This window comes from Pseudomonas sp. H2_D02, from assembly GCF_054677635.1.
Map to the genome: position 1 here is coordinate 3,435,159 of NZ_CP162816.1, position 24,148 is coordinate 3,459,306.

The window sequence follows — 24,148 nt, forward strand, 5'->3', positions numbered from 1 at the left end:
ATCTCAGCCATTGCAAACGCTCGATGAAGAGGGCTGGAAATGAATGGTGCGCAACTGATAGTGAAGGCGGCGGTGGCGAGCGGTATCGAATACTGCTTCGCCAACCCCGGGACGACCGAAATTCCCCTGGTGGCGGCCATGGCCAGCGCGCCAGCCCTCAAGCCGGTGTTGTCGTTGTTCGAGGGGGTCTGCACCGGCGCCGCCGACGGCTACGGGCGCATTGCCGGCAAGCCGGCGATGACCCTGACGCACCTGGGGCCAGGCTTTGCCAATGGCATTGCCAACCTGCACAACGCCCGCCGCGCCAACACGCCGATCGTCAACGTCATCGGCGACCACGCGTCCTGGCACGTCAACTACGATCCGCCGCTGGCCAGTGACATCCAGGCGTTGGCCGGGAGCGTATCCGGGTGGGTGCGCACGTCGCGCACGGCCTCTGGCGTCGGGGAGGATTTGCAAGAGGCGGTGCGTGCGGCCTGGCAAGCCAAGGGCCAGATCGCCAGCCTGATCCTGCCCATGGACCTGCAAGCCAATGCCGTGCAAAACGAAAGCGCGTTCACAGCGTTGCAGGCGCCGATCCGGCGCTTTGCCGGTGACCGGATCGAGGCGGTCGCCCAGGCCCTGCGTGATGGCCGGCGCCTGGTATTTATCGTCGGCGACCAAGGCTTGTCCGTCGCAGGCCTGGAAGCGGCGGGGCGCCTGGCCCAGTTGGCGGGCGTGCGGATGTTCGCCGAGACCTTCCCGCGCATGAGTTATCGCGGTGGCGGCCTGCCGGACCTGGATCGCCTGCCGTACTTCCCCGAAGTGGCCATCGAGATCCTCGACCAATACGACGCGGTGGTGTGCGCCGGCGTCCCCGAACCCATCAGCTATTTCGGCTACGAAGGCATTGCCTCCCGGCTGGCCGAGCGTGATCGCCTGCTGTGTTTGGCCGAGGTGGGAGACGACGTGGCCGGGGCGCTCACCGCGTTGGCCGATGCGCTTGAGGCGCCGGCCCATGTGCCCACGTCGATGGGCATTGAATTGCCTGCCGCCGAGGCTGAACTGACGCCGCAGTCGGTAGGGCAGGTACTGGCCGCCTCGTTGCCGGACGACAGCATCGTTTCGGTGGAAGGCGGGACGTGCGGCTATCCATTCTTCACCGCCTCGGCCCATGCCGCGCGCCATCGGGTCTTGACCAACACCGGCGGGGCCATCGGCCAGGGCATCCCGGTGGGCTTTGGCGCCGCGATGGCCGAGCGCGGCAACAAGGTGTTCTGCCTGCAATCGGACGGCAGTGCGCAATACACCATCCAGACTTTGTGGAGCATCGCCCGGGAGCAATTGCCGGTGGTGATCCTGATCGCGGCCAACCACCGCTACGCCATCTTGCAGAACGAACTGCGCCGCTTCGGCATGACCGAGTTGGGCCCCGAAGCCCTGAGCCTGACGGTGCTGGATCGCCCACGCATCGATTGGAAGGCCCTGGCGAGAGGCTACGGCTTGCCGGCCAGCACCGTGCACACCAACGGCGAGTTGCAGCGCGCCCTGGCCAACGCCAAGGCCGACGGTGGTCCTTGCCTGATTGAAATGGCGCTGTGAGGAAGAGGATATGAGTCAGATTCAACTGTTGCCTGCGGTCGAGCAGTTCCTGTCGCAACCCGGACGCCTGTTTATCGGCGGCACGTGGCAGGACGCGGCAGATGGTCGCCGGTTTGCCGTGGAAAACCCGGCCACTGAAGACACCCTGACCGAGGTGGCCGCCGGCGGCGAGCGTGACGTGGATGCCGCTGTCGCCGCCGCCCGTGTGGCCTTCACCGGTGCCTGGGCGCAGCATTCGCCGGCCCAGCGTGGGGTGCTGTTGTTTCGCCTGGCGGAACTGCTCGACCAGCATCGCGAAGAACTGGCGCAACTGATCACCCTGGAAAACGGCAAGCCGATCGCGACAGCCCGGGGCGAAGCCGCCAGCGCCGCCAACATCATTCGCTACTTCGCCGGTTGGCCGACCAAGATCGAAGGCAGCACGTTGCCCGTATCGCCCGCCAGCGGCGCACCGATGCTCAACTACACCTTGCGCGAGCCGGTGGGTGTCTGCGCGTTGATCGTGCCGTGGAACTTCCCGCTGACCATGTGCGTGTGGAAGCTCGGCCCGGCGCTGGCGACCGGTTGTGTCGCGGTGCTCAAGCCCGCCGAACAGACGCCGCTCGTCGCGATTCGCCTGGTGCAATTGATCGAGGCTGCCGGTTACCCGGCCGGGGTAGTCAACCTGCTCACCGGCCTCGGCGCCCAGACCGGCGCACCGCTGGCCCAGCATCCGGACGTGGACAAGATCGCCTTCACCGGTTCGACCCAGGTGGGCCGGCTGATCGCCCAGGCGGCCACTGGCAACATGAAGAAGGTCTCGCTGGAGTTGGGCGGCAAGTCCCCCAACATCATCCTGCCGGACGCCGACATCGTCCGCGCCGCCAAGGGTGCCGCCGATGGCATCTTCTACAACCAGGGCCAGGTCTGCACCGCCGGATCGCGCCTGTATGTGCATGCCAGCGTTCTCGACCAGGTACTTGAAGAACTCCAGCGCCATGCGGCCGCCCATGTGCTCGGGCCCGGCCTGGATCAAGCCAGCAGCATGGGCCCGCTGGTCTCGGCCCGGCAACTGGGCACGGTGCGTGGCTACTTGCAGCGGGGCCAGGAGGAAGGCGCGGAGCTGATTTGCGGCGGCGACCGACCGGCCCACCTTGAACGCGGCCACTTCATTCGCCCCAGCGTATTTCTCGACCGCGCCGAGCGCGCCTGTGTCGCCCGGGAAGAAATCTTCGGCCCGGTGCTGACCGTCATGAGCTGGACCGACATCGACGAACTGGTGCTGCGCGCCAACGACTCGCCTTACGGCCTGGCCGCCGGCCTGTGGACCCGTGACTTGCGTTCCGCCCATCGCGTGGCCGCGCAGTTGAAGGCCGGCTCGGTGTGGATCAACTGCTGGAACGTCGTCGACCCGGCTTCGCCCTTCGGTGGCTACAAGCAATCCGGCTGGGGGCGGGAAATGAGCAAGAACGTGATCGATGCCTACACCGAAACCAAAAGTGTCTTCGTCGATCTGGCCTGAACCGAATAATCACAAGAGGAACTGCTATGGATCTGGAATTGAAGGGCCGCGTCGCGATCGTCACCGGCGGTGGCATGGGCATCGGCAAGGAAGTCGCGCGCTTCCTGTCCCAGGAAGGCTGCAAGGTGGTGATCTGCGCGCGGCGCATGGAATACCTCCAGCAGGCCGCCGAGGAAATCACTGCGCAAACCGGCAACGAGGTATTGCCGCTGTTCTGTGACACCAACCAGATGACGGCGGTGTCCGACATGGTCGAGGCCGCTCACCAGCACTTCGGTCGCATCGACATCCTGGTCAACGGCGCCGCCGCCCCGTCCGGTGTGGTGCGCAACGACATCGAACATGCCGGCGATGATGAATTGCTCTCGGACCTCAACACCAAAGTGATCGGCTATTTCCGCTGCGCCAAGGCCGTGACCCCGCACATGAAGGCTGGTGGCTTCGGACGGATCATCAACATCGGTGGCCTGACCGGGCGCGGCAGCAAGGTCCTCTCGGGCATGCGCAACCTGGCCATCGCCCACATGACCAAGACCCTCTCCGATCAACTCGGCCCCGCCGAGCATCACCGTCAACCTGATCCACCCCGGCGTGGTCGACACCCCGCACATCCAGGAGTTGTATGAACGCGAAGGCGTCAAGCAGGGCAAGACGCCCGCGCAGGTGGAGCAGGGCTACATCGACGCGACGCCGATCCGGCGCACCCTGGCGCCCATCGAAATGGGTTGGCTGATCGGCTTCCTCGCATCCCCCAAGGCCGGCGCCGTGACCGGGGAGTCCATTGGCATCGATGGCGGATTGACCCGCGGCATCTTCATTTGAGGAGCAACCCGTGATGAGTAACGGAACCCTTTTGGTCGCCACCGTGGGGCAGGCGATCATCCGCAGTGCCGACGATGGCCGCACCTGGCATCGCCTGGGTCTGGGCCAGGACCTGGAATTCGATGCGATCACCCGGTCCCTGAGTGTCCATCCCGATACGCCTGAAGTGATCTATGCTCGGCACCGATATCGGCCTGTGCGTCAGCCGCGATACCGGCGGCCATTGGCAGCAGGTGGATGCGCCATTCAACGGGCAGACCGTCTGGAAAGTCGCGGTGGATCCCCAGGATGCCCAGCGCATTTTTGTCGGCACCGGCGCGCCTTCCCGCGCCGTGCTGTGGCGCACCCTCGACGGCGGCGAAAGCTGGGACCGTGCCCCGGTGGAGATCCCGGAATTCTGCGACGGCGTCAGCCGGCCGCGCTTGCTGGCCTTCGCCTACGACCCGACGGATCGCAACCAGCTCTGGTTCGGCCTGGAAGAGGGTGGGTTGTTCCACAGTCGCGACGGAGGCGATAGCTGGACCCGTGTCGATGACCGCCTGCTGTGGGATTTCAATTCGGACGTGCACAACATCCTGGTGCTGCCCAACCACGGGCAAAAAGTCATCGTGGTGGTCTGCGTCAACGCCGTCTACCGCAGCCTCGACGAAGGGCAGACCTGGACCGGCATCATCGCCCGGGAAACCTTCGGCCTGTATTACGTACGGGCCATGAACGCGCCGTTGGGCAGCGAAGACACCCTCTACCTGAGCATCTCCGACGGCACCCCGGGCACCACCAGCAAAGTCCTCGTTTCAAGGGACGCTGCCGTCAGTTGGGAAGTGCTGCCGCTGCCGCAGCAGCCCAATTCCTGCGTCTGGGCGATTGCCTTGAACCCGGCCAATCCTCGGCAGATTGTCGCTGGCACCAAGTACGGCCACCTGTTCACTTCCGAGAACGGTGGCGACGGCTGGCAGAAGCAGTGGCGTGAGTTCAGCGAAATCGCTGATGTGCTCTGGACGCCCGCCGTGGCGCAGATCAAGTCCGGGCATCAATCCATCGTCAAGAAGAACTGAGGTACCGCGCGATGAAAGTCGAAGTCGTTCGTACTCATCTGTCGCTGTTCGTCAGCGACCCTGAAGTGTCGGCACGTTGGTACGCCGACGTGCTGGGCATGCATGAAAGCGCCCGGGGTGAAAGCTGGATCATGATGGCGTTCGGTGCCAAGCACCACGACATCGCGCTGATCCAGGCAGCGCCCGGCGCGCATCAGGGCGGCCTGGGGTTGCAGCACTACGGGCTGGAGATCGCCGGGGATATGACCACCTTGCGCAAGCTCTACGGCATGTTGCTGAGCAAGGGCGTCGAGGTGGTGAAGATCACCGATCACGAGATCGGCAACGGGGTGTATTTCAACGACCCCGATGGCAACCGCATGGAATTCTTCCTCGAGTCCGAACACGACGACGCGCGCGGCAAGGCTCGCTTCAAGGCCGCTGGCGCCCCCAGCCGGCATTTCGATCTCGATCCACTTTGAATGAGGCTTCTGTTATGAAAACCGCGAATTTCGCCAGCTATCACATCCGCAAATGGTACAGCTTCGTCGAGGAAACCCTGGCCAACGAAACCGGCCAGTTGGCCGATGGCGAGCCGCTGTTCAAGTACGCCATTGGTGCGGTGATCGCCAACCCGTATGCCGGACGCTTCAGCGAAAGCCTGGCGGAGCTGGTCGAGCCTTCGCCGTTGTTGGGCCAGGAGTTTGGCCGACGCATTCGGGTAATGGCTGGGCAGCGCGAGATCGTCAGCTACGGCAAAGCGTGCCTGGTGGGTAGCCAGGGCGAATACGAGCATGGCAATGCGTTGCTGACCAACCCGGCGGCGGATCCGATCCGGGTTGCGCTGGGCGGCGGCAAGTCCTGGGTGCCGTCCACCGGCAAGCGTGGCGGGCCTGGCGTGACCATCGACGTGCCGCTGGCCCACAAGGACGCGCTGTATGTCCGTTCCCACTACGACAGCATTTCGTTGTCGTTCGGCGACGGTCCGGCGGCGGACGAATTGGTCATCATCTGGGCCTTCGCCACGCGTGGGCGATTGCACGCGCGCCTGGGCGGCTTGCAGGCGGCGGACGTCAAGGGCAATGACGGCCTGTACTGAGGCGCGCTGATCGAGGGGAATGACCAATGTCCGAAAACAGCCAGTTTTTCACCAACCGATCGGGGATGCGCCTGCATTACCTGCGCTGGGGCAACCCATCCGGCGTTCCGGTCTTGCTGCTGCACGGGCTGCGTTCCTATGCCCAGACCTGGGCGCCCCTGGCCGATGCGCTGGGCGAGCACTATTGCTGCCATGCCCTGGACCAGCGCGGCCGTGGCCAGAGCGATTGGGCCGAGGCTTCCAGCTATCGCACCGACGCCTATGTGAGCGATCTGGAAGACTGGGTCGCGCACCTGGGGCTGGAGCGTTTTGTCCTGGTGGGGCATTCCCTCGGCGGCACCAACGCCCTGGAATACGCCCGACTCAATCCCGGACGGCTGCATGCGTTGGTGATCGAGGACATCGGCCCCGGCTCGTCGATCCGCGGCGAGGGCGCCGAGCGCATCCGCCGGGAGATGCGCCAGACGCCGCTGGTCTTTCCAGACTGGAACAGCGCCGCGCAATTCTGGCGGCAATCGCGACCGGGCTTGTCGGACGACGGCCTGGCGTCGCGGTTGACCTATTCCATGAAGCAAACGCCGGAAGGCATCGTATGGCGTCACGACCAGAAAGGCATCGCCGAGGCGCGCCTGAGCATTACGCCGACTGACTTGTGGCCAGCGGTGCGGGCGCTGGATTGCCCGACGCTGTTCATTCGTGGCACGCGTTCGGATTTTCTCCCATCGGCAACCCTGGAGGCGATGCGGGAGGCCAATGCGCAGGTGCAGACAGCGGAAATCGCCGACGCCAGCCATTATGTTCATGACGACCAGAGCGAAGTGTTCAACCAGGTCGTCGCGGATTACCTGCGCGGCCAACTCTTGCAATTACAACAATAAAGCGGTGGATAGCGATGAAGCAGGACAAAACCCAGGTCGTCATCGTGGGCGGCGGCCCGAACGGGATCACGGCGGCGCATTACATGGGGCTGTACGGCATCGACTGCATCGTCCTCGAATTGGCCGAGGGCATCCTGCCGTATCCCCGGGCGGTGGGCATGGACGACGAAGCGCTGCGCGTGCTGCAAGGCATCGGCATCGCGGAGCTGGCTGCGCGGGACATGATCTGCAACGTGCCGCTGCGTTACTACAACGCACGCGGTGTGTGCTTTGCCGAGGTCAAGCCGAGCACGGCCCACTACGGCTGGCCGATGCGCAACATCTTCATGCAGCAGTTGCTTGAAGGGACTTTGCGCGAGCAGTTGGGCAGGCATTCGGGTGTCGAGTTGCGCCAAGGCCATGAAATGCTTGAGCTGGAACAGGACGAGCAGGGCGTGACCTTGCAGGTGCGCGATGCCCAGGGTGAGCTGTATCAGCTGCAGGCGCAGTATGTGATCGGCGCCGACGGCGGGCGTTCCAGCGTGCGCAAGAAACTCGGCATCGAGCTGCTGGGGCTGACCCATCCGCGCAAATGGGTGGTGGTCGACACCGCCAACGACACCCTGGATGCGCCTTATACGGCCTTGCACGCCGATCCCCAGCGGCCTTTCGTCTGCATCTATTTGCCGTACCAGCAGCGGCGCTGGGAGTTCATGCTGCTGGAAGGCGAGGACGAGGCCCTCATGTGCGAAGAGACGACGATCCGCACGTTGATCCGGGGCCACATCGGCGATGCGGTCGATCAATTGGAAATCATTCGGATCCGCGCCTACACCCACAATTCCCGGGTGGCGGCGCGTTTCGTCGAAGGTCGCGTGGCCTTGGTGGGCGACGCGGCGCACATCTCCCCGCCGTGGGCCGGGCAGGGGCTCAATTCGGGGCTGCGGGACGTGGTCAACGTGGCGTGGAAGCTGGCGGCGATTCTCCAGCGCCGGGCGTCGCCGTCGATCCTCGGCAGCTACGACCAGGAGCGTCGCGGCCATGCCACGGATCTCATTGCGCTGGCCGACAACATGGGCGCGGTGTTGGGGCTGACCAACCCGCTGATGGCCGGCGTGCGGGACTGGCTGTTCCAGGCCGTGAACAGCGTCGACAACCTTCGCTCGCACTTGCTCGAATTCAAATTCAAACCCAAGGCGACCATCACCAAGGGTCTGGTCTATCACGAGCGTGCCGAGCTGCACGAGGATGATCTGGTCGGGCAACTGTTCATCCAGCCGGCCGTGGAAGACGCCCAGGGACAGCGCCGGCATCTGGACGACGTGCTGGGACACTCGTACGCGGTGCTCGGTTATCGGGTCAATCCCGCGGCGCACCTGGGTGAAGACACCGCCGCCTACTGGGCGCGCTGGGGTACGCGCTTCATCCAGATCAATCGCTCGCGCAGCGGTGTGGGGCGCAACCAACCCTTGTCGGCCAGCGGCGCCATCTGCATCGAAGACGTCGACAATCGCCTGGGCGAGTGGTTTACCAAGGTGCGTGATTGCATCGTGGTAGTGCGGCCGGATCGGTTTGTCGCGGCGATCACCACGCCGGAGAGGCTCGACGGTGTCTTGCGCAAGTTGGCGGAGCAATTGTCATGAGGCGCGAAGACGATCTATTGGTGCGGCTTCATGACGCCGGGCGGACCGCACACCCGTTACCGTCGTTGGCGCCAGAGGCTTACGACGTGTCGGCGGGTTATGCCTTGCAGCGCGAGGCATTGCGCCGACGCCAGGCCGTTGGCGACCGGTTGACGGGGTGGAAAGTCGCCTTTGCCGGCCGCGCGGCGCAGGAGCGTTTTGGCATTGACGAACCAGTGTTGGGCGCGTTGACCGACGCCATGGCCTTGCAGCCCGGCGGTACGGTGCCGCTTGCACGGTTGATCCAGCCGAAGCTGGAAATCGAACTGGCGTTTGTCCTGGGGCGCGCGCTGGTGCCGGGTTTCTATAGCGATGAGGATATTCTCGCCGCCATCTCCGAGATCGCGCCGGCATTCGAAATTGCCGATTGCCGGTGGCAGGGCTGGCGTTTCGGCGTCGGGGCGTTTCTCGCCGACAATGCCGCCGCGGGGCTTTATTGCCTGGGGCCACGGGTGAGGTTCACTCCTGATCAATTGTCCCAGGTGAATTATCGGTTGGAATGCGACGGGGCGGCGTGCGGCGAAGGAAACGTCCTGGCGCGCGAGGACACGCCGGTGGCGAACCTGTGTTGGTTGGTCCGGCGATTGCTGGCGGACGGGCAATGCGTTGAGGCGGGGCAGGTGGTGCTTTCCGGGTCGTTATTGGCACCGTTGGACATCAAGACCGCTGAATACCGCTTGCACATGCTTGGCATGGAACTGGCTTTGTTTTTCCAGCGATAAGAACAATTCTCTCAAGGACGCGATGAGCCCGTGGCGAGGGAGCTCGCTCCCGCTTGAGTGCGAAGCGCTCACAGAAAGGGATCTGTTTCGCAGCCCAGCGGGAGCAAGCTCCCTCGCCACGGGTTAATCGATTTCTTTGGATATCAGCATCGGACAATAAGCACAGCTCCACCGAGGAACAACGATCATGTTTGCCGAAGTCCGTACTTTCCATGATCCCCAGCAGCACGCCGGTTCGATCCTGGGCTGGCAGCAGGTCTACGACCAACTGGGCCGTGGCTGCCTGTCCAGCGAATTGCGGCAGGTGTGCGCCGAGCGCTTCCAGATCTTCCAGGAGGTGCTGGACAAGCGCGTGGTGCAACGCGGCAGCGCGCCGAAAGGGCGCTTGTGCATTGCCCTGTCGCTGGGCAACGCGCCGGTGGTCCAGGGGCACCAGGTCGGCGCCCACAGCGTCGTGCTGTTGCGCGATGGTGAGGATTTTGTCTTGCACGCCCCGGAAGGCACGCACTTCTTCGCGGCCAACGTCGACACGGTGCGTTTTGCCAAGCTGGCGGCCTATGAGTTGCCGGATCAGCAGCTCAAGCGCTTGAAGAACGTTTCGCAAATCAGCGTGGATGAAGCCGTGCTGTCGAGGGTCCAGCAACAGATCCAACCACTGTTTCGTCACCTTTTGGAACAAGCGGACGCGGTCAATCCGGTCATGGAAAAAATCCTCGAAGACGTGCTGCTCAATGCGTTCCTCGATCTGTTCTGCCACGCCTCGGACGAGGCGCGTGGACGTCGCGGCAACGTTGCCGTCAATGCCTACCTGGTCAAGCGCTGCCAGGAAATGGTCATGGCCAGCACCGAAGTACCGTTGAGCATCCTGGACCTGTGCGAGCAACTGCGCGTGAGCCGCCGGACCCTGCAGAACAGCTTCCAGGCCGTCACCGGTATGCGTCCGGTGGAGTACCTGCGCAACCTGCGGCTCAACGCCGTGCGTCGACGGTTGATCAGCACCCGTGCGGCCGCACTGAATGTCAGCGAGATCGCCGTGGCGATGGGTTTTTTCCACCTGAGTCACTTCGCCGCCCATTACCGGGCACTGTTTGGTGAGTCGCCGTCCGATACGCCTCGGGCACCAGCTTGATGGGGCGCGGTGTTACGAACCCTCCCGTTGGCCCCGGCATCTGCGTGTGGCGGTGGCGGATTTGCCGGGCAAGGGGTTGGTCAGCTTCGCCGTGGGTTATTAGATCCCGCCGCCGGCCTGCTCGATGACCAGTTCGGCCAGGATCGCGACGGGGTCGGCCAGGCTCTGTCGCGACCGGTGGATCAGGCCGATATCACGATGAAACGTGTGCGCCCCGAGGTCGAGTGCCCGCACGCCCTTGGGCCATGGTTGATGGGCTGAGGTCTGCGGCACCAGGGCGACACCGACGCCTTTCTCGACGAGCTTGATGATCGCGTCCAGTTCATCCAGCTCGCACACCTCACGCAGTGTGAAATGCATCTGCCGCAGGAAGCGATCGACTTGCCTGCCGCCGAAGGAAGAGCGGTCGTAGCGGATGAAGGGTTGGCTGGACAGCAGCGCCGACCAATCCTCGCCCGGCATCCCACGGGGAACGATCAGCCGATAAGGCTCAAGCGCCAGCGTCGTCCAGCGCAGATCGCTTTGCAGCGAAAACGGCGGACGGATCATCACCGCCATGTCGATCTCGCCGGCGTCCACCAGGTTGATCAACTCGACCGAGAGGCCGGGCACGACACGCGTGCGGCATTGGGGACATTGCTGGTGAAACCTGGCGAGGGCGTCCGGCAGGTAGGCGCGCTGGACTGAGGCGATCGCACCGATATTCACCAATACGCTGGGTGGAAGCCCGGGCGTCGTGGAACCGAGATTCTCGTAAAGGCGAAGCAGCTCCTGGGCTTGCAGGAGTATCTGCTGGCCCCGCTTGTTGAGGTGGGCCGAGCGGCCTTTGCGGTCGAACAGGTCGAAGCCCAGCTCGGTTTCCAGGCGCTGGATCTGCGCACTGACCGCCGCCTGGGTGAGGCCGATCTTGTGCCCGGCGGCGGCGAAGGTGCCTTCGCGCGCCACGGCGATGAGGGTCTTGAGTTCTTTGATCATTGATCAACATTAGTTGTGTTTCTAAGAAATTTATATTGATTTTTTTGTTGTGCCTGCTCGCCTACGATGGAATGCACGCGCCGTTGCGTACCCGATAAACAAAAAACGTTCCTGGAGTCCCGATGAGCCTCTCACCTTTCCACCTTGCGATTCCGGTTTATGACCTGGCGGCAGCCCGCACTTTTTATGGCCAAGTCTTTGGACTGGAGGAGGGCCGCTCCAGCGAGCAGTGGGTCGACTTCAACTTCTACGGGCATCAACTGGTGATTCATGAACATCCCAAGACCGCGTCCCAGGAAAGCGTGCACAGCAACGCGGTGGATGGCCACGATGTGCCGGTGCCGCATTTTGGCGTGGTGTTGGCGTGGGCTGAATGGGAAGCGCTGGCCGAGCGGTTGAAGTCCTTCGGCACGCAATTCGTGATCGAACCCTACGTGCGCTTCAAGGGCCAGGTCGGCGAGCAGGCGACGATGTTCCTGTTCGATCCGTGCGGCAATGCGCTGGAGTTCAAGGCGTTCAAGGACATGAGCCAGTTATTCGCGAAATAACGATTGGGCGTTCAAGACTGTGGGAGCAGGCTGAATGCAAAGCTCATGAACACTCACTATCCCTGTGGGATTACAACGATGCCCTGAGCACCAGTGGACAATCCACGGGCCGGGTGCCCGAGACGTCGAGGGTCTCGATCAGGTGCGTGGCCGCCTGGCGACCAATCTCGTAGTACGGCAGTTGGACTGTGGTCAGTGGCGGCATGAACAATTCGGCGATGCCGATCATGTTGTCATAGCCGAGCACAGCCACATCATCGGGAATTTTCAGGCCACGGCCCAACAACCATTGATAGGCGCAAAAGGCAATGCGGTCGTTGCCGCAGACCAGGATGTCAAATTGCGGACGACCATCCACGATATGCCGTTCGAGAATGGCGGCGGTTTCACCATAGGCATCGTGGTCGGAAAGGTCGTATTGCAACAGTGCGCCAGGCGCCAGCCCGAATGCCTGGCAGGCGCGTTGCAAGCCCTGTTGACGCAGGCTCCAGGCGACGCTCTTCCTGGGCAGATTGATGCACAGCGGACGCCGGTAGCCTTGGCTCAGCGCGTGATGCACGGCGCGATACTGTCCAGCTTCATCGTCCGGCACATAGCTGACCAGTTGGCTGTCATCGGCCAGGCAATTGGCGAGCACCAGGGGCTTGCTCTTGAGTCGCTCGGGAATGCTCACCTGGCGCAACCCCATGGCGCTGAAGATCAAGCCGTCGGGGCGGTGCGACAGCATCAAGTCGATGTTCTGGTCGGTGGGCGGGCTGCTCAGCAGGTTGAGGATGAAGACATTCCAGCCAGCCTGCTGCGCGGTCTGTTCGATGGACAGCAGCAACTCGACGGCGAACGGCGTAGTCGCGGTGTCCAGTGCGAACACACCGATGGTGCGCGCCTGCAAGTTGTCGCCGCGCATCCGGCGCGCCGACAGGCTCGGTACGAACTGCAATTCATCGATGGCGCGACGTACCCGTTGAAGGGTTTCGGGGCTCAGTTTTTCCGGCGTGTTGAGCGCGCGCGAAACCGTCATCAGGGATACGCCGGCCAGCTGTGCAACGTCTTTCACGGAAGTCATGCGAAGTGTGGCCAGTCAGGTTGACGTGGAATCATGACACAGGCCCCTGGTTTCTCGCGACTCGAATGACCCGACTCACAGCCATCCCGACCCCAGCGGCCACGCCTTGGGAATGGCGACACGCCCACCCGTCCCGTTTGCCAATAGCGTCACCCCGAGGCTGTCGGGCCGTGGGTAGATGCGGCTGCTGAGGCTGAAGCGGCCGTTGTCCTCAAACACCTCGATGGACGAACGATCGAGGAACACCCGCAGGTGCAGTTGCGTTTCCTCGGGCGCTATCGAGACGCTGCGCTGGCCACTCACTTGCGCACCCGAGCGGCCGCGGTCTAGCACCAGGCGTCGCAGTGCCGCATCGTAATAGAGCAAGGTCTGTTCCTGCCCATCGGCACTGCAGCGCAAGGCGACGCCCAATTGGCCTTCGGTGCAGCCGAGCAGGTCCAGGTGCACATGGATTTCGAGCCTGTCGCCCGTCACTTGCGGCACCGAACAGTAGCCAGATTCGCCCCACGGCGCGACGCTCGGCAATGGCGCCTGGCGCAGCGCGACCAGTTCCCGTGCCGGGAACGTGCCAAGGCGATCGCCTTGCAGTTCCAGCTCGCGCGGCAAGCCGAGCATGCCGCACCAGTGATGGGCCTGGCTCGGCATCGGGCTTTCCCACATGTCCAGCCAGGCCCACACCAGGCGCCGGCCATCGACGGTTGCCAATGTTTGCGCAGCATAGAAATCGTGACCGTTATCCAGTTCGATGAACGGCCCGCCGGTGAAGTGCCAGTCGCTGTCGAGGCGGCCAATGCGATAACCGGTCTGGTACTTGTTGAGCCGTTCGTATCCCGCCGGTTGCATGCCTTGCGGCGAGTACAACAATACGTCGCGTCCGTCCAGGCGAAACAGGTCAGGACATTCCCACATGTAGCCATCGCCGTCAGTGCCCCTGGACGCGTAGTCGAGGAATTCCCAGGCGCGCAGGTCGGTGGAGCGGTACAGCGGCAGCAGTGGTGTATCGGCCAGGCGCGCCCCGACGATCAGGTACCAGTAGCCATCCGCGTGCCAGGCCTTGGGGTCGCGAAAGTGCATGATTCCCGCTTGCGGCGCGTGCTCGATGACGGCGCCATGCTTGACGAACCGCTCGCCGTCGACACTGGTGGCCAGGCACTGGACCTGGCGGATGAAGCGTTCGTCACCGATGTCGCCCAACCAGGTATGCCCGGTGTAGATCAGCGCCAGGGTGTCGCCACACACCACCGCACTCCCTGAAAAACAACCGTCGCGGTCGAAGTCATCGCCCGGCGCCAGGGCAATGGGCAGGTGCTGCCAATGAACCAGGTCGGCGCTCTTGGCGTGGCCCCAATACATCGGGCCCCATTGGGCGTCGAAGGGATGGTGCTGGTAGAACACGTGGTACTCGCCACGAAAGAACACCACCCCGTTCGGGTCGTTCATCCAACCGGTTGGCGGGGCCAGGTGATAGTCGGGTCGATAGTCGTGGATCAGGCGCGGCAGGCCATCTTCCAGAGCCTGCTGGGCCATTTCGAGAGAAGCGGGTGTTGGATTGCTCATGGTATTCAACGACAAGGTCATAGGGCGCCCGCATGGGCCGAGCGCGAGGCGAGGCCGTCGGGCAGGTTTTCAATGGTGCGGCGCTTCAACGCCGTGCCGTGCGCGTCGAATACGTGGAGGTGGTCGATATCCAGTTGCAGCTCGACCCGATCACCCACCCGCCATCCAGCGTTGACTTCGCAGCGACAGATCAGCGGTTCGTCGTCGCCTGTTTCCAGGTGGACGTAGGTTTCGCTGCCCAGGTATTCGACCCCGGCCACGACGATTCCGGCGTTTCCCTGGGTCGATTTGAGCGAGACGTGCTCCGGACGAATCCCCAGGCTCAGCGGGCTGTTCGTCGCCAGGTGGGTGCTGTCGATGGGGAGGCGCGTCATCCCCAACAAGGGGCTGTCGATCAGGCTGGTTTCGCCTGGGTGATGCAGGCTTGCCGGCAGGAAATTCATCTTGGGCGAGCCGAGGAAACCGGCGACAAAACGGCTGGCCGGACGCTCGTAGAGTTCCCGCGGCGAGCCGACCTGCTCGATGCGTCCACCGTTGAGCACGACAATCTTGTCGGCCAGGGTCATCGCTTCGACTTGATCGTGGGTCACGTAGATCATGGTCGAGCCCAGTCGCCCATGCAGGCGGGCGATTTCGTTGCGCATCTGCACGCGCAGGGAGGCGTCGAGGTTGGAGAGTGGTTCGTCGAACAACAGGATGTCCGGCTCCCGCGCCATGGCCCGGCCCATCGCCACGCGCTGACGCTGGCCGCCCGACAGTTCCCTTGGCTTGCGTTGCAGCAGTTTGTCCAATTGCAGGATCTGCGCGGTTTTCAGCACGCGCTCGCGCAGGCTGGTCTTTTCGGTCTTGGCCAGCTTGAGGCCAAAACTGATGTTGTCGTAGACGCTCATGTGCGGGTACAGCGCATAGGACTGGAACACCATGCCGACGCCACGCTCGCGGGGCTCCAGGTCGTTGACCCGGCGTCCGTCGATCAGCAGGTCGCCGCCACAGATCGAGTCCAGCCCGGCGATCAGCCGCAGCAGGGTGGACTTTCCGCAGCCCGAAGGGCCGACGAAAACCACGAACTCGCCTGCCGGGATTTCCAGGCTGACGTCACGAAGAATGCGTGCGCCGCCCAATTGTTTGTTCACTTTATCCAGCTTCAACTTGATCACGATGCTGTTCCTTTCTTGTCTGTGTTGGGCCTCAACCCTTTAACGCCCCGGCAGTGAGGCCGGAAACGATGCGGCGCTGGAAGATCAGCACCAGAATCACCAAGGGCACCGTGACCAGCACCGACGCCGCCATCAGCAAGCCCCAAGGCAGCTCATGGGGGCTGCCGCCGGAAATCAGCGCGATGGCGACCGGGACCGTGCGTTGCGAGTCGGTGAGGGTGAAGGTCAGGGCGAAGAGGAACTCGTTCCATGCGGCGATGAAGGCCAAGAGCCCCGTGGTGACCAGTGCCGGCCAGAGCAGCGGCAGCAGCACGCGGGTCAGCGTGACCCAGGGTGACGCACCGTCCATGATCGCGGCCTCTTCCAACTCATGGGGCAGTTGCCCCATGAAGGTGGTCAGCACCCAGACGGTGAAGGGCAGGGTGAAAATCGTATAGCTCAGGATCAATGCCCAGGACGTGTTGTACAGGCCCAGGGCACGGATCACTTCGAACAATCCCGACAGCACCGCGACTTGGGGAAACATCGAGACACCGAGGACCATCATCAACACCGGGCCGCGCCCGCGAAACTTCACCCGGCCCAAGGCATAGGCGGCGGTCAGGCTGAGGAACAAGGCCAGGGCGACCACGCACAGCGAAACCACCAGCGAGTTGCCGATGGCCCGCAGGAACGAGGCCTGGTTGAGCACGGCGACATAGTTGGAGAAGTCCGGGTTATCGATCCAGTAGCTCACCTGGAACAGGGCACTGGACGGCTTCAGCGACGTCACGATGGCGTAGTAGAACGGAAAGACCGCATACACCAGCAGGATCCCGATCAGGCACCAGAAGCCGGCGCGCAACAGGGCTTTTTTCAGCAGGCGCGGGCTCATGAGCGCACCTCCAGCTGACGGCGTCCGAGGTACAGATAAGCCATGGCGATCACCGCCACGACGAGGAACAGCAAGGTCGAGGCGGCGCTGCCGTAGCCGACGTCCTGGAATTCCACCAGGTGTTGGCGGGCATAGACCGACATGCTCATGGTGCTCGATGAGTTCGAGGTCAATACATAGATGACGTCGAACACCCGCAATGAATCGAGGATGCGGAAGATCGCTGCCACTAACAATGCCGGCATCAGCAGCGGCAGGGTGACCCACCAGAACACCTTGACCGGGTGAATGCCATCGACCCTCGCGGCTTCGTAGCAATCGCTGGGCAGCATCTGCAAGGCGGCGAGCATCAGCAGCGTGACGAAGGGCACGGTCTTCCAGACGTCGACGATGATCACCGCCCACATCGACAGGTCCGCGTCGGCTGTCCAGGCCAGGGGCGCGTCAATCAGGCCGAGGCTGAGCATGAGGTGATTGATGATGCCGAACTGGTCGTTGAGCATCCATGACCAGATTTTCGCCGAGACAATGGTCGGGATCGCCCAGGGAATCAGGATCAACGCCCGCACCAGGGCGCGACCGGTGAACTTGACGTTCAGCAGCAGCGCCACCAGCAGCCCGAGGACGATTTCCAGCCCCACCGACACCACGGTGAAATGCAACGTGTTGCGCACCGCATTCCACCACTGTGGATCGACGAGCAGGCCTGACCAGGCGGAACCGCTATAGAAGAGGTAGTTGCTAAAGCCGATGAAGGTGGCGTCGCCGGTGGCGGCCAGGCTGGCGTCGGTCAGGCTGAACCAGAACGTGCGCAGCAACGGCCAGGCCGCCACCAGCGCCAGGCACAGCAACATCGGGGTCAGGAACAGCCAGGCGGCGCGAACGCGGCGGCGTTGTACCGGTGTTTCCCGGGTGAGCAGTTGCTCGCCATCGTCGTGGGCGAGAGTCGTGGAGACAGACATGGTGATTTCCTTCCTTGGGGCTTACCAGCTCCGGCGTTTGATCCGTGTGAGTTCGCTTTCCAACTCGGCCAGCGCCTGGTCCACCGGCCGCTCGCCCGCGAGCACGCCATGCACTTGATCGAAGAATGCATTGGACACCCGTGGATAGCGGTCGGCCGTGATCGAGGCGGGGCGCATGACCCCGTCGTTGAGAATGCTGTGCAGTTGGCTGTAGTAAGGCATGGCCGCGAGCAACTCGGGATCCTGATAGAGCGACTCGATCACCGGGTTGTAGGCACCCACCAGGGCGCGATGTTTCTGCTGTTGGGCGCTGCTCAGGTAGCTCACCAGTTCGGCGGCGAGCTTCGGATTGGCGCTGTAGCGCGACACCGCCAGGCCCCAGCCGCCGAGGGTGGACGCGTGGCTGCCCGTGGCGCCGCCGCGGGGCAGGGGAGCGACGCCGACCTTGTCCTTGACGGCACTGTCCGGGCTTTGCACCAGGGCCCAGACATACGGCCAATTGCGCATGAACAGTGCATTGCCGGACTGGAAGACGCCGCGTCCTTCTTCCTCGGTGTAATTGAGCACGCCACGCGGGGCAATGTCGCCCACCCAGCTTTTCGCCAGGGTCAACGCCGCCCTCGAGGCCTGATTGTTCACCACGATGTCGCCTTGGGCATTGACCAGCCCGCCTTGCGGTTGGCTGCTGATCCATTCCAGCGCATTGCACGTCAGGCCTTCATAGGCGCGCCCCTGGAAAACGTAACCCCATGCGTTAGCGTTCCCGGCATCACGCTCGGCCTGCTGGACGGCCCTGGCGGTGATCGTCATTTCTTCCCAGGTCTGGGGCACGGGCTTGTTGTACTTCTCGAGCAAGTCCTTGCGGTAATACAGCAGCCCCGAGTCGGTGAACCACGGCATCGTCACCAGGCGTCCGTTCACCGTGGCGTTGTCCACCTGGGCCTGGAAATAACCTTGGGTGGCGTTGGCCGGCAGCACCTCGCGCAGGTCCATCAAGTGCTTGGCCAACATGCCCGGCCAGACCATATCGATCTGGATGATGTCGATGTCGCTGGATTGCGCACTGAGGATCTGTTGATAGAACGACAACCGCTCGGTCGCCGAGTTAGGCGTGGAAACCACTTCGACGCTGTTGCCCGTCTGTTTCGACCACGCCTCGACAGCCTCCTTGCACAGTTGCAATTCCGCACCCACGGCACCGCAGGAAATCGTCAGGTTGGCAGCCATCGACAGGGATGGAAACCCGATGCAAAGGCTGAGCAGCGCCGTCGGGACGAGCGATTTGAACTGTTTCATAAAGCCCTCTTTATTTTTGTTTTTGGAAAAGTTAACGTTAACATCGCCAAATGTAGCAGTGTATTAGCAACGAGGCATCCTTTTTTTCCTCAGGATCGATAACTCCGGACCTTGGGGAAAAGACCGGCTGCGGCAACAGAACAATAAAAACAAGACAGGGAAATCCACATGCAGAAAGCATCAAGCTGGCTACTCGCAAGCGCGCTCGGCGCCTCGGCAGTCACCTCTCAGGCCGCTACTCTCGAAGAGCGAATGGCGGCGTTTGAAGCCCGTGCCAGCGCAGCGGAAAAACGCGCCGCAGCTGCCGAACAGCAAACCCAGGCCCTCGCCAGGGAACTGCAGCAAATCAAACTCGCCACGCCAGCGGCTGCTGTCGCCGTTGCTGCCCCGGTTGCGACGCCGACCGTTGATGCGCGCCTGGCAAAACTCGAAGCCCGCCAGCAAAGCACGGAAAAGCAGGGCAGTGGCGCACACCTCACGGACGGCTTCAGCTTCAAGGGCTACGCCCGCTCCGGCTTGCTGATCAACGATGGCTTGGGCGGTGGTCGTGGCGGTCCATACACCACGCCGGCCGGTTCTGTCGGTGGCGCCGTCGGGCGACTCGGAAACGAGGACGACACCTACATGCGCATCGACCTGTCGAAAGAGCTGTACGCGCAGAACGGCACCCGCTCCAAATTCACCGTGTCCATTGCCGACGGCGTGGAAAGCTCCAATGACTGGACTGCCGAGGAAAGCAACCTGAACGTGCGCCAGGTGTTCACCGAACTCGATCACCTCGCGGCATTCAAGGGCAACGCGATGTTCGAAAATTCGACCCTGTGGGCAGGCAAGCGCTTCGACAGGGACAATTTCGACATCCACTGGTTGGACTCCGATGTTGTCTATCTGGCGGGTACCGGCGGCGGTATCTACGATGTACAGATGAACAGGAACTGGCGCTCGAACTACTCATTGATCGGTCGCAACTACGGGGACTTCAGCGAGGGCGGCGTCAATGCCGATGTGGAAAGCTACATCCTGACCTCCAACCAATTTTTCGACGGTGGGCAGTGGCAATGGATGTTCAACGCCATCGGCTCGAAGAAAAACGACTTCGGCACCCGCGTCAACGAAGCAGGGCTGGCGCCAGCCGACTCTGGCTTGCACAGCATGGTCGCCAATCACCAGAATACCTTTTTCGGCCGCGAAGGCTTCTTCAAGACGGCGCTGCTCTATGGCCAGGGATTGGGGGCCGAGGTCAAGAACGTTGGCGCCGATGGCGAACTGATCGACGACGCCCGTGCCCTGCGCGTGGCGCTGTACGGCGAAACGCCCCTGTCGCCCAACTGGCGCATCGGCCCGAGCCTGCTGGCTGAGCAAAGCAAGGACCGCTACGTCAACGGTGATGACTACCGCTGGATGACGCTCAACGTGCGGTTGGCCAATGCGATCAACAGCAATTTCGAAATGGCCTACGAGATGAGCTGGCAAACCATGCAGCTTGACCCCAAGGGTTACCTGCAACGCAGCGCAGTCGACGGTAACTTCTGGAAATTCACGGTCGCCCCGACCTTCAAGCCCGACCTGGGCGATCTGCTCACGCGCCCTGAGCTGCGTCTGTTCGCCAGCGTCATGAACTGGTCCTCGGACCTGGACAGGTACAGCGCCACGGATTCCTTTGGCAAGACCGACTTCAACGCTGGCGGTGTGTGGCAGTACGGTATCCAGATGGAAACCTGGTTCTGATGCCCGCCAGTTGAAACCTGTGGGAGCGGGCTTGCTCGCGAAAGCATTGGATCAGCTTGCAATGATGCTGGATGTGCCGACGCCTTCGCGAGCAAGCTCGCTCCCACAGTTTTACCGAGTTGCTCACAGACCTTGCGTACGCCACACCCCTTGTGGGAGCGAGCCTGCTCGCGAAAGCATTGGATCAGCTTGCAATGATGCTGGATGTGCCGACGCCTTCGCGAGCAAGCTCGCTCCCACAGTTTTACCGAGTTGCTCACAGACCTTGCGTACGCCACACCCCTTGTGGGAGCGGGCTTGCTCGCGAAAGCATTGGATCAGCTTGCAATGATGCTGGATGTGCCGACGCCTTCGCGAGCAAGCTCGCTCCCACATGGGATTTTGCTGTTACCCCGCATGCCAACCCAACTGGCTTGAGATCTGCTGGGTGGCATGCATCAGTTGCCTGACGTAGTCCTGCTTCAACTCTTCCCTGAAGCGAAAGCACGGGAATGAAACGCTCATCCCACCGATCACATGGCCGAAACGGTCGCGGATGGGTGCCGCCAGGCAGCGCATGTTGTCTTCGAACTCTTCGTGGTCCTCGGCATAGCCTTGCCGGCGGACGATTTCCAATTCCTGCAGATACGCCTCGACGCTGGTCAAGGTGTTGGCGGTGCGGCGCTCGAAGCTTTCCTGCGCCAGGTGCGCCAGCAACTCATCTTCTTCGAGCCAGGCCATCAGCACCTTGCCGATCCCGGTGCAGTACAACGGCGCCCGCCGGCCGATTCGCGAGTACATGCGCAGGTTGTACTTGGAGTCGATCTTGTGCACGTAGACGATGCTGCCCTCGTCGAGGATCCCCAGGTGGACGGTCTCGCCGGTCAGCTCGTTGATCCGCCGCATGCCCGGCTCCGCTTCCCGGACGATGTCCAGGTGGGGCAGGGCCTGGGCGCCCAATTCGAACAGGCGGACGCTGAGGCGATAGCGATCCTCGGCATCCTGCACCACATACCCACGGGCCTTGAGCGACTGCAAGAAGCGATAAACCGTGGCCTTCGACATGTCCAGTTTGGTGGCGATTTCCGACACGCCGCTTTCTTCCGGATGCTCGGCCAGTGCCTCGAGCACGGCCATGGTCCGGCCCACCGCCGACACCAGATCGTTATTGGGAATGACGCTGTTGTCCATGAAGGCTCCAACGTGAAAGTAAAACCCAAGGATATACGCTAGCAGAACAAAACGCTGTTTCATTTTTGCTTGACGCGACTGGAAATCTGACTAGACTCGGGCCTTGAGATAAAAATGAAACGCCGTTTTAAAAATAAAGAAAAGGCGCGTAATGATGGATTTGATGCTTAACCATTGCCCAGATGCATGCCCGCTGAAGGTTGCTTTAGTAGGGGAATGCATGATCGAGATGCGCGGCGAGCCGGGTGCCGCGATCACCCAGACGTTCGGTGGCGATACGCTCAACACCGCGGTCTATCTGGCGCGATTGAACCCGCGTGGCGCAGTGGCCGTGGACTACATGACGGCGGTGGGCAGCGATGCGTTCAGTTTTGCCATGCGCCGGTCGTGGCTGGACGAAGGTATCGGCGACGCGCATGTGCGTGTGATCGAAGATGCACTGCCTGGGCTGTACTTCATCCAGACCGATTCGCACGGTGAGCGGCGTTTCCTTTATTGGCGCGGGGAAGCCGCGGCGCGGCGCATGTTCGAGGGCCCCGAAGCCGAAACCATGCTCGATGCGCTGGCCGATTACGACTATGTCTACCTGAGCGGTATCAGCCTGGCGATCCTCTTGCCGCAAGGGCGTGAACGTTTGATCCAGGCCTTGCATCGGGCTCGCCGTGCGGGCACCCGCGTCGCCTTCGACAACAATTACCGTCCCCATCTCTGGCCCGACTCTGAAACCGCCCGGCAGGCGTACCGCGAACTGTTGCCCTTGACCGACCTGGCGCTGGTCACCTGGGAAGATGACGCGTTGCTGTTCGGCTACCGCGACACGGATGCCTTGTTCAAAGCCTATGCCGAGGCAGGTGTACGCGAAGTTGCCCTCAAGCGTGGCGCCGCCAGTTGCCTGATCCAGTGCCCGACGGGGCGTCTTGAAGTACCCGCGCAAACCGTCGCCCATGTCGTCGACACCACCGCTGCCGGCGATTCGTTCAGCGCCGCTTACCTGGCCTGCCGCCTACGCGGCGGCGATCCCGAGCAGGCCGCCCGCTGGGGGCATCGCCTGGCGGCCCAGGTCGTCCAGTACCGGGGCGCGCTGATTCCCAAGGCGGCCATGCCGAACATGGGCGCGTCCTCACTTCCTTCTGTCGTACAGGCCTGACTTTATGAAAATCGTTGAAGCTCGCGTCATCGTTACCTGTCCTGGCCGCAACCTGGTCACCTTGAAAATCGTCACCGATGAAGGCCTCTATGGTATCGGCGATGCAACCTTGAATGGCCGTGAGCTGGCGGTTGTCGCTTACCTGGAGGAGCACGTCCTGCCCGCGCTGATCGGCCGTGATGCCCACCGCATCGAGGACATCTGGCAGTACCTGTATCGCGGTGCGTACTGGCGCCGGGGGCCGGTGACCATGACCGCCATTGCCGCCGTCGACGTGGCGTTGTGGGATATCAAGGCGAAGGCCGCGAACATGCCGTTGTACCAGTTGCTCGGCGGCAAGAGCCGCGAGCGGGTGATGGTCTATGGGCATGCCACCGGCAAGGACATCGAAGGCTGCCTGGACGAAGTCGCCCGTCACGTCGAGCTCGGCTACAAAGCCGTGCGCGTGCAATGCGGCGTGCCCGGCATCGCCACCACCTACGGCGTCGCCAAGCGCAGCGGCGAGCGTTATGAACCGGCCGACAGCGACCTGCCCGCCGAACACGTGTGGGACACCGCCAAATACCTCAACTACGTGCCCAAGCTGTTCGCCGCCGTGCGCGAACGCTTTGGCGACGACCTGCATATCCTCCACGACGTGCACCATCGCCTGACGCCGATCGAAGCCGGGCGCCTGGGCAAGGCCGTGGAACCGTACAACCTGTTCTGGCTGGAAGACTGCACGCCGACGGAAAACCAGCAGAGCTTTCGCCTGATCCGCCAGCACACCACCACACCGCTGGCCGTTGGCGAGGTGTTCAACTCGATCCATGACTGCCGCGAATTGATCCAGGAACAGTTGATCGACTACATCCGCACGACGCTGGTGCATGCCGGCGGGATTACCCACGTGCGCCGTATTGCCGATTTCGCCGCGTTGTTCCAAGTGCGCACGGGCTTTCACGGCGCCACCGACCTGTCCCCGGTGTGCATGGGCGCGGCGCTGCATTTCGATACCTGGGTGCCCAACTTCGGCATCCAGGAACACATGCCTCACGAAGACCGCATCGATGAAGTCTTCACCCATGCCTATCGCTTCGAGGACGGCCACTTCACGCCGGGCGAAACACCGGGGCACGGCGTCGACATCGATGAAGATCTCGCCCGCCAGTACCCCTACAAGCGCGCCAGCCTGCCGGTCAACCGTCTTGAAGACGGCACGCTCTGGCATTGGTGAAACGGTTTTAACCCTTTGAGGAAGCGGG

Annotated in this window: 20 protein-coding genes and 2 pseudogenes; 14 read left to right on the plus strand and 8 right to left on the minus strand. The window is 62.7% G+C overall.

Going from position 1 to position 24,148, the window contains the following annotated elements; genetic code table 11:
• Positions 1-39: 39 nt before the first annotated feature.
• The 10 genes and pseudogenes from AB4N42_RS15980 to AB4N42_RS16025 all read left to right on the plus strand — a co-directional run bounded on the left by AB4N42_RS15980 (position 40) and on the right by AB4N42_RS16025 (position 10,427).
• Positions 40-1,581: an acetolactate synthase large subunit gene (locus AB4N42_RS15980; protein ID WP_198795891.1), complete on the plus strand. Its 1,542-nt coding sequence runs from the start codon at positions 40-42 to the stop codon at positions 1,579-1,581.
• A 10-nt stretch (positions 1,582-1,591) separates the two neighbouring features.
• Positions 1,592-3,082, plus strand: a complete 1,491-nt coding sequence (locus AB4N42_RS15985; protein ID WP_030141609.1) for an aldehyde dehydrogenase family protein — start codon at positions 1,592-1,594, stop codon at positions 3,080-3,082.
• A gap of 26 nt (positions 3,083-3,108) precedes the next feature.
• Positions 3,109-3,904: pseudogene (locus AB4N42_RS15990) on the plus strand (SDR family NAD(P)-dependent oxidoreductase).
• A gap of 13 nt (positions 3,905-3,917) precedes the next feature.
• A pseudogene (locus tag AB4N42_RS15995) lies at positions 3,918-4,959 on the plus strand (VPS10 domain-containing protein).
• 11 nt (positions 4,960-4,970) lie between these two features.
• On the plus strand, positions 4,971-5,420 hold the full coding sequence (locus AB4N42_RS16000; protein WP_030141606.1) for a VOC family protein: 450 nt from the start codon (positions 4,971-4,973) through the stop codon (positions 5,418-5,420).
• A 14-nt stretch (positions 5,421-5,434) separates the two neighbouring features.
• The gene (locus AB4N42_RS16005; RefSeq protein ID WP_198795894.1) at positions 5,435-6,037 is read left to right on the plus strand and encodes an amino acid synthesis family protein; all 603 of its coding nucleotides are present in this window, start codon (positions 5,435-5,437) and stop codon (positions 6,035-6,037) included.
• A gap of 26 nt (positions 6,038-6,063) precedes the next feature.
• Complete coding sequence (locus AB4N42_RS16010) at positions 6,064-6,915, plus strand: alpha/beta fold hydrolase (protein WP_030141604.1); 852 nt, start codon at positions 6,064-6,066, stop codon at positions 6,913-6,915.
• Positions 6,916-6,929: 14 nt separating this feature from the next.
• Complete coding sequence (locus AB4N42_RS16015) at positions 6,930-8,537, plus strand: bifunctional 3-(3-hydroxy-phenyl)propionate/3-hydroxycinnamic acid hydroxylase (RefSeq protein ID WP_431145352.1); 1,608 nt, start codon at positions 6,930-6,932, stop codon at positions 8,535-8,537.
• A complete protein-coding gene (locus tag AB4N42_RS16020; protein WP_258647474.1) occupies positions 8,534-9,298 on the plus strand; it encodes a 2-keto-4-pentenoate hydratase in 765 nt (254 codons plus the stop codon). Before AB4N42_RS16015 ends, AB4N42_RS16020 begins: the two co-directional genes overlap by 4 nt.
• Before the next feature lie 187 nt (positions 9,299-9,485).
• The gene (locus tag AB4N42_RS16025; protein WP_460114958.1) at positions 9,486-10,427 is read left to right on the plus strand and encodes a helix-turn-helix domain-containing protein; all 942 of its coding nucleotides are present in this window, start codon (positions 9,486-9,488) and stop codon (positions 10,425-10,427) included.
• Positions 10,428-10,526: 99 nt separating this feature from the next.
• On the opposite strand, the gene AB4N42_RS16030 is transcribed toward AB4N42_RS16025, so the two are convergent.
• A complete protein-coding gene (locus AB4N42_RS16030; protein WP_431145355.1) occupies positions 10,527-11,402 on the minus strand; it encodes a LysR family transcriptional regulator in 876 nt (291 codons plus the stop codon).
• Positions 11,403-11,524: 122 nt separating this feature from the next.
• Here AB4N42_RS16030 and AB4N42_RS16035 point away from each other — a divergent pair, with 122 nt between their 5' ends.
• Entirely contained in the window at positions 11,525-11,950 is a 426-nt protein-coding gene (locus AB4N42_RS16035) for a VOC family protein (RefSeq protein ID WP_217859678.1), read from the plus strand.
• Positions 11,951-12,020: 70 nt separating this feature from the next.
• On the opposite strand, the gene AB4N42_RS16040 is transcribed toward AB4N42_RS16035, so the two are convergent.
• The 6 genes from AB4N42_RS16040 to AB4N42_RS16065 all read right to left on the minus strand — a co-directional run bounded on the left by AB4N42_RS16040 (position 12,021) and on the right by AB4N42_RS16065 (position 18,859).
• On the minus strand, positions 12,021-13,013 hold the full coding sequence (locus tag AB4N42_RS16040) for a LacI family DNA-binding transcriptional regulator (protein ID WP_198795900.1): 993 nt from the start codon (positions 13,011-13,013) through the stop codon (positions 12,021-12,023).
• 75 nt (positions 13,014-13,088) lie between these two features.
• Complete coding sequence (locus AB4N42_RS16045) at positions 13,089-14,591, minus strand: glycoside hydrolase family 32 protein (RefSeq protein WP_258647469.1); 1,503 nt, start codon at positions 14,589-14,591, stop codon at positions 13,089-13,091.
• Complete coding sequence (locus AB4N42_RS16050; RefSeq protein WP_460114959.1) at positions 14,588-15,727, minus strand: ABC transporter ATP-binding protein; 1,140 nt, start codon at positions 15,725-15,727, stop codon at positions 14,588-14,590. Before AB4N42_RS16050 ends, AB4N42_RS16045 begins: the two co-directional genes overlap by 4 nt.
• Before the next feature lie 31 nt (positions 15,728-15,758).
• Positions 15,759-16,601 carry a carbohydrate ABC transporter permease gene (locus tag AB4N42_RS16055; RefSeq protein ID WP_217859676.1) on the minus strand — a complete coding sequence of 281 codons (843 nt, stop codon included), beginning with the start codon at positions 16,599-16,601 and terminating at the stop codon, positions 15,759-15,761.
• Entirely contained in the window at positions 16,598-17,563 is a 966-nt protein-coding gene (locus AB4N42_RS16060; protein ID WP_460114960.1) for a carbohydrate ABC transporter permease, read from the minus strand. The genes AB4N42_RS16055 and AB4N42_RS16060 overlap by 4 nt, the downstream gene beginning before the upstream one ends.
• Positions 17,564-17,584: 21 nt before the next feature.
• A complete protein-coding gene (locus AB4N42_RS16065; protein WP_460114961.1) occupies positions 17,585-18,859 on the minus strand; it encodes an ABC transporter substrate-binding protein in 1,275 nt (424 codons plus the stop codon).
• 168 nt (positions 18,860-19,027) lie between these two features.
• On the opposite strand from AB4N42_RS16065, the gene AB4N42_RS16070 reads away from it, so the two are divergent.
• On the plus strand, positions 19,028-20,587 hold the full coding sequence (locus tag AB4N42_RS16070) for a carbohydrate porin (RefSeq protein WP_460114962.1): 1,560 nt from the start codon (positions 19,028-19,030) through the stop codon (positions 20,585-20,587).
• Positions 20,588-20,974: 387 nt separating this feature from the next.
• Here AB4N42_RS16070 and kdgR read toward each other — a convergent pair whose 3' ends face one another.
• Positions 20,975-21,757, minus strand: coding sequence for a DNA-binding transcriptional regulator KdgR (kdgR, locus tag AB4N42_RS16075; protein ID WP_030141591.1), 783 nt, complete (start codon positions 21,755-21,757; stop codon positions 20,975-20,977).
• Between the two features lie 154 nt (positions 21,758-21,911).
• Between kdgR and AB4N42_RS16080 the strand changes: the two genes are divergently transcribed.
• Positions 21,912-22,904 (plus strand): sugar kinase, encoded by a 993-nt coding sequence (locus AB4N42_RS16080; protein WP_460114963.1) that lies wholly within the window; start codon positions 21,912-21,914, stop codon positions 22,902-22,904.
• Positions 22,905-22,908: 4 nt separating this feature from the next.
• A complete protein-coding gene (gene manD, locus AB4N42_RS16085) occupies positions 22,909-24,120 on the plus strand; it encodes a D-mannonate dehydratase ManD (RefSeq protein ID WP_460114964.1) in 1,212 nt (403 codons plus the stop codon).
• Positions 24,121-24,148: the final 28 nt, after the last annotated feature.

Coding starts and splice junctions, on each gene's coding strand:
- AB4N42_RS16015 (WP_431145352.1), top strand. CDS start 6,930: ATGAAGCAGGACAAAACCCAGGTCGTCATCGTGGGCGGCGGCCCGAAC.
- AB4N42_RS16020 (WP_258647474.1), top strand. CDS start 8,534: ATGAGGCGCGAAGACGATCTATTGGTGCGGCTTCATGACGCCGGGCGG.
- AB4N42_RS15980 (WP_198795891.1), top strand. CDS start 40: ATGAATGGTGCGCAACTGATAGTGAAGGCGGCGGTGGCGAGCGGTATC.
- AB4N42_RS16025 (WP_460114958.1), top strand. CDS start 9,486: ATGTTTGCCGAAGTCCGTACTTTCCATGATCCCCAGCAGCACGCCGGT.
- AB4N42_RS16070 (WP_460114962.1), top strand. CDS start 19,028: ATGCAGAAAGCATCAAGCTGGCTACTCGCAAGCGCGCTCGGCGCCTCG.
- AB4N42_RS15985 (WP_030141609.1), top strand. CDS start 1,592: ATGAGTCAGATTCAACTGTTGCCTGCGGTCGAGCAGTTCCTGTCGCAA.
- AB4N42_RS16065 (WP_460114961.1), bottom strand. CDS start 18,859: ATGAAACAGTTCAAATCGCTCGTCCCGACGGCGCTGCTCAGCCTTTGC.
- AB4N42_RS16055 (WP_217859676.1), bottom strand. CDS start 16,601: ATGAGCCCGCGCCTGCTGAAAAAAGCCCTGTTGCGCGCCGGCTTCTGG.
- AB4N42_RS16060 (WP_460114960.1), bottom strand. CDS start 17,563: ATGTCTGTCTCCACGACTCTCGCCCACGACGATGGCGAGCAACTGCTC.
- AB4N42_RS16045 (WP_258647469.1), bottom strand. CDS start 14,591: ATGACCTTGTCGTTGAATACCATGAGCAATCCAACACCCGCTTCTCTC.
- AB4N42_RS16030 (WP_431145355.1), bottom strand. CDS start 11,402: ATGATCAAAGAACTCAAGACCCTCATCGCCGTGGCGCGCGAAGGCACC.
- AB4N42_RS16035 (WP_217859678.1), top strand. CDS start 11,525: ATGAGCCTCTCACCTTTCCACCTTGCGATTCCGGTTTATGACCTGGCG.
- manD (WP_460114964.1), top strand. CDS start 22,909: ATGAAAATCGTTGAAGCTCGCGTCATCGTTACCTGTCCTGGCCGCAAC.
- kdgR (WP_030141591.1), bottom strand. CDS start 21,757: ATGGACAACAGCGTCATTCCCAATAACGATCTGGTGTCGGCGGTGGGC.
- AB4N42_RS16080 (WP_460114963.1), top strand. CDS start 21,912: ATGGATTTGATGCTTAACCATTGCCCAGATGCATGCCCGCTGAAGGTT.
- AB4N42_RS16040 (WP_198795900.1), bottom strand. CDS start 13,013: ATGACTTCCGTGAAAGACGTTGCACAGCTGGCCGGCGTATCCCTGATG.
- AB4N42_RS16005 (WP_198795894.1), top strand. CDS start 5,435: ATGAAAACCGCGAATTTCGCCAGCTATCACATCCGCAAATGGTACAGC.
- AB4N42_RS16000 (WP_030141606.1), top strand. CDS start 4,971: ATGAAAGTCGAAGTCGTTCGTACTCATCTGTCGCTGTTCGTCAGCGAC.
- AB4N42_RS16010 (WP_030141604.1), top strand. CDS start 6,064: ATGTCCGAAAACAGCCAGTTTTTCACCAACCGATCGGGGATGCGCCTG.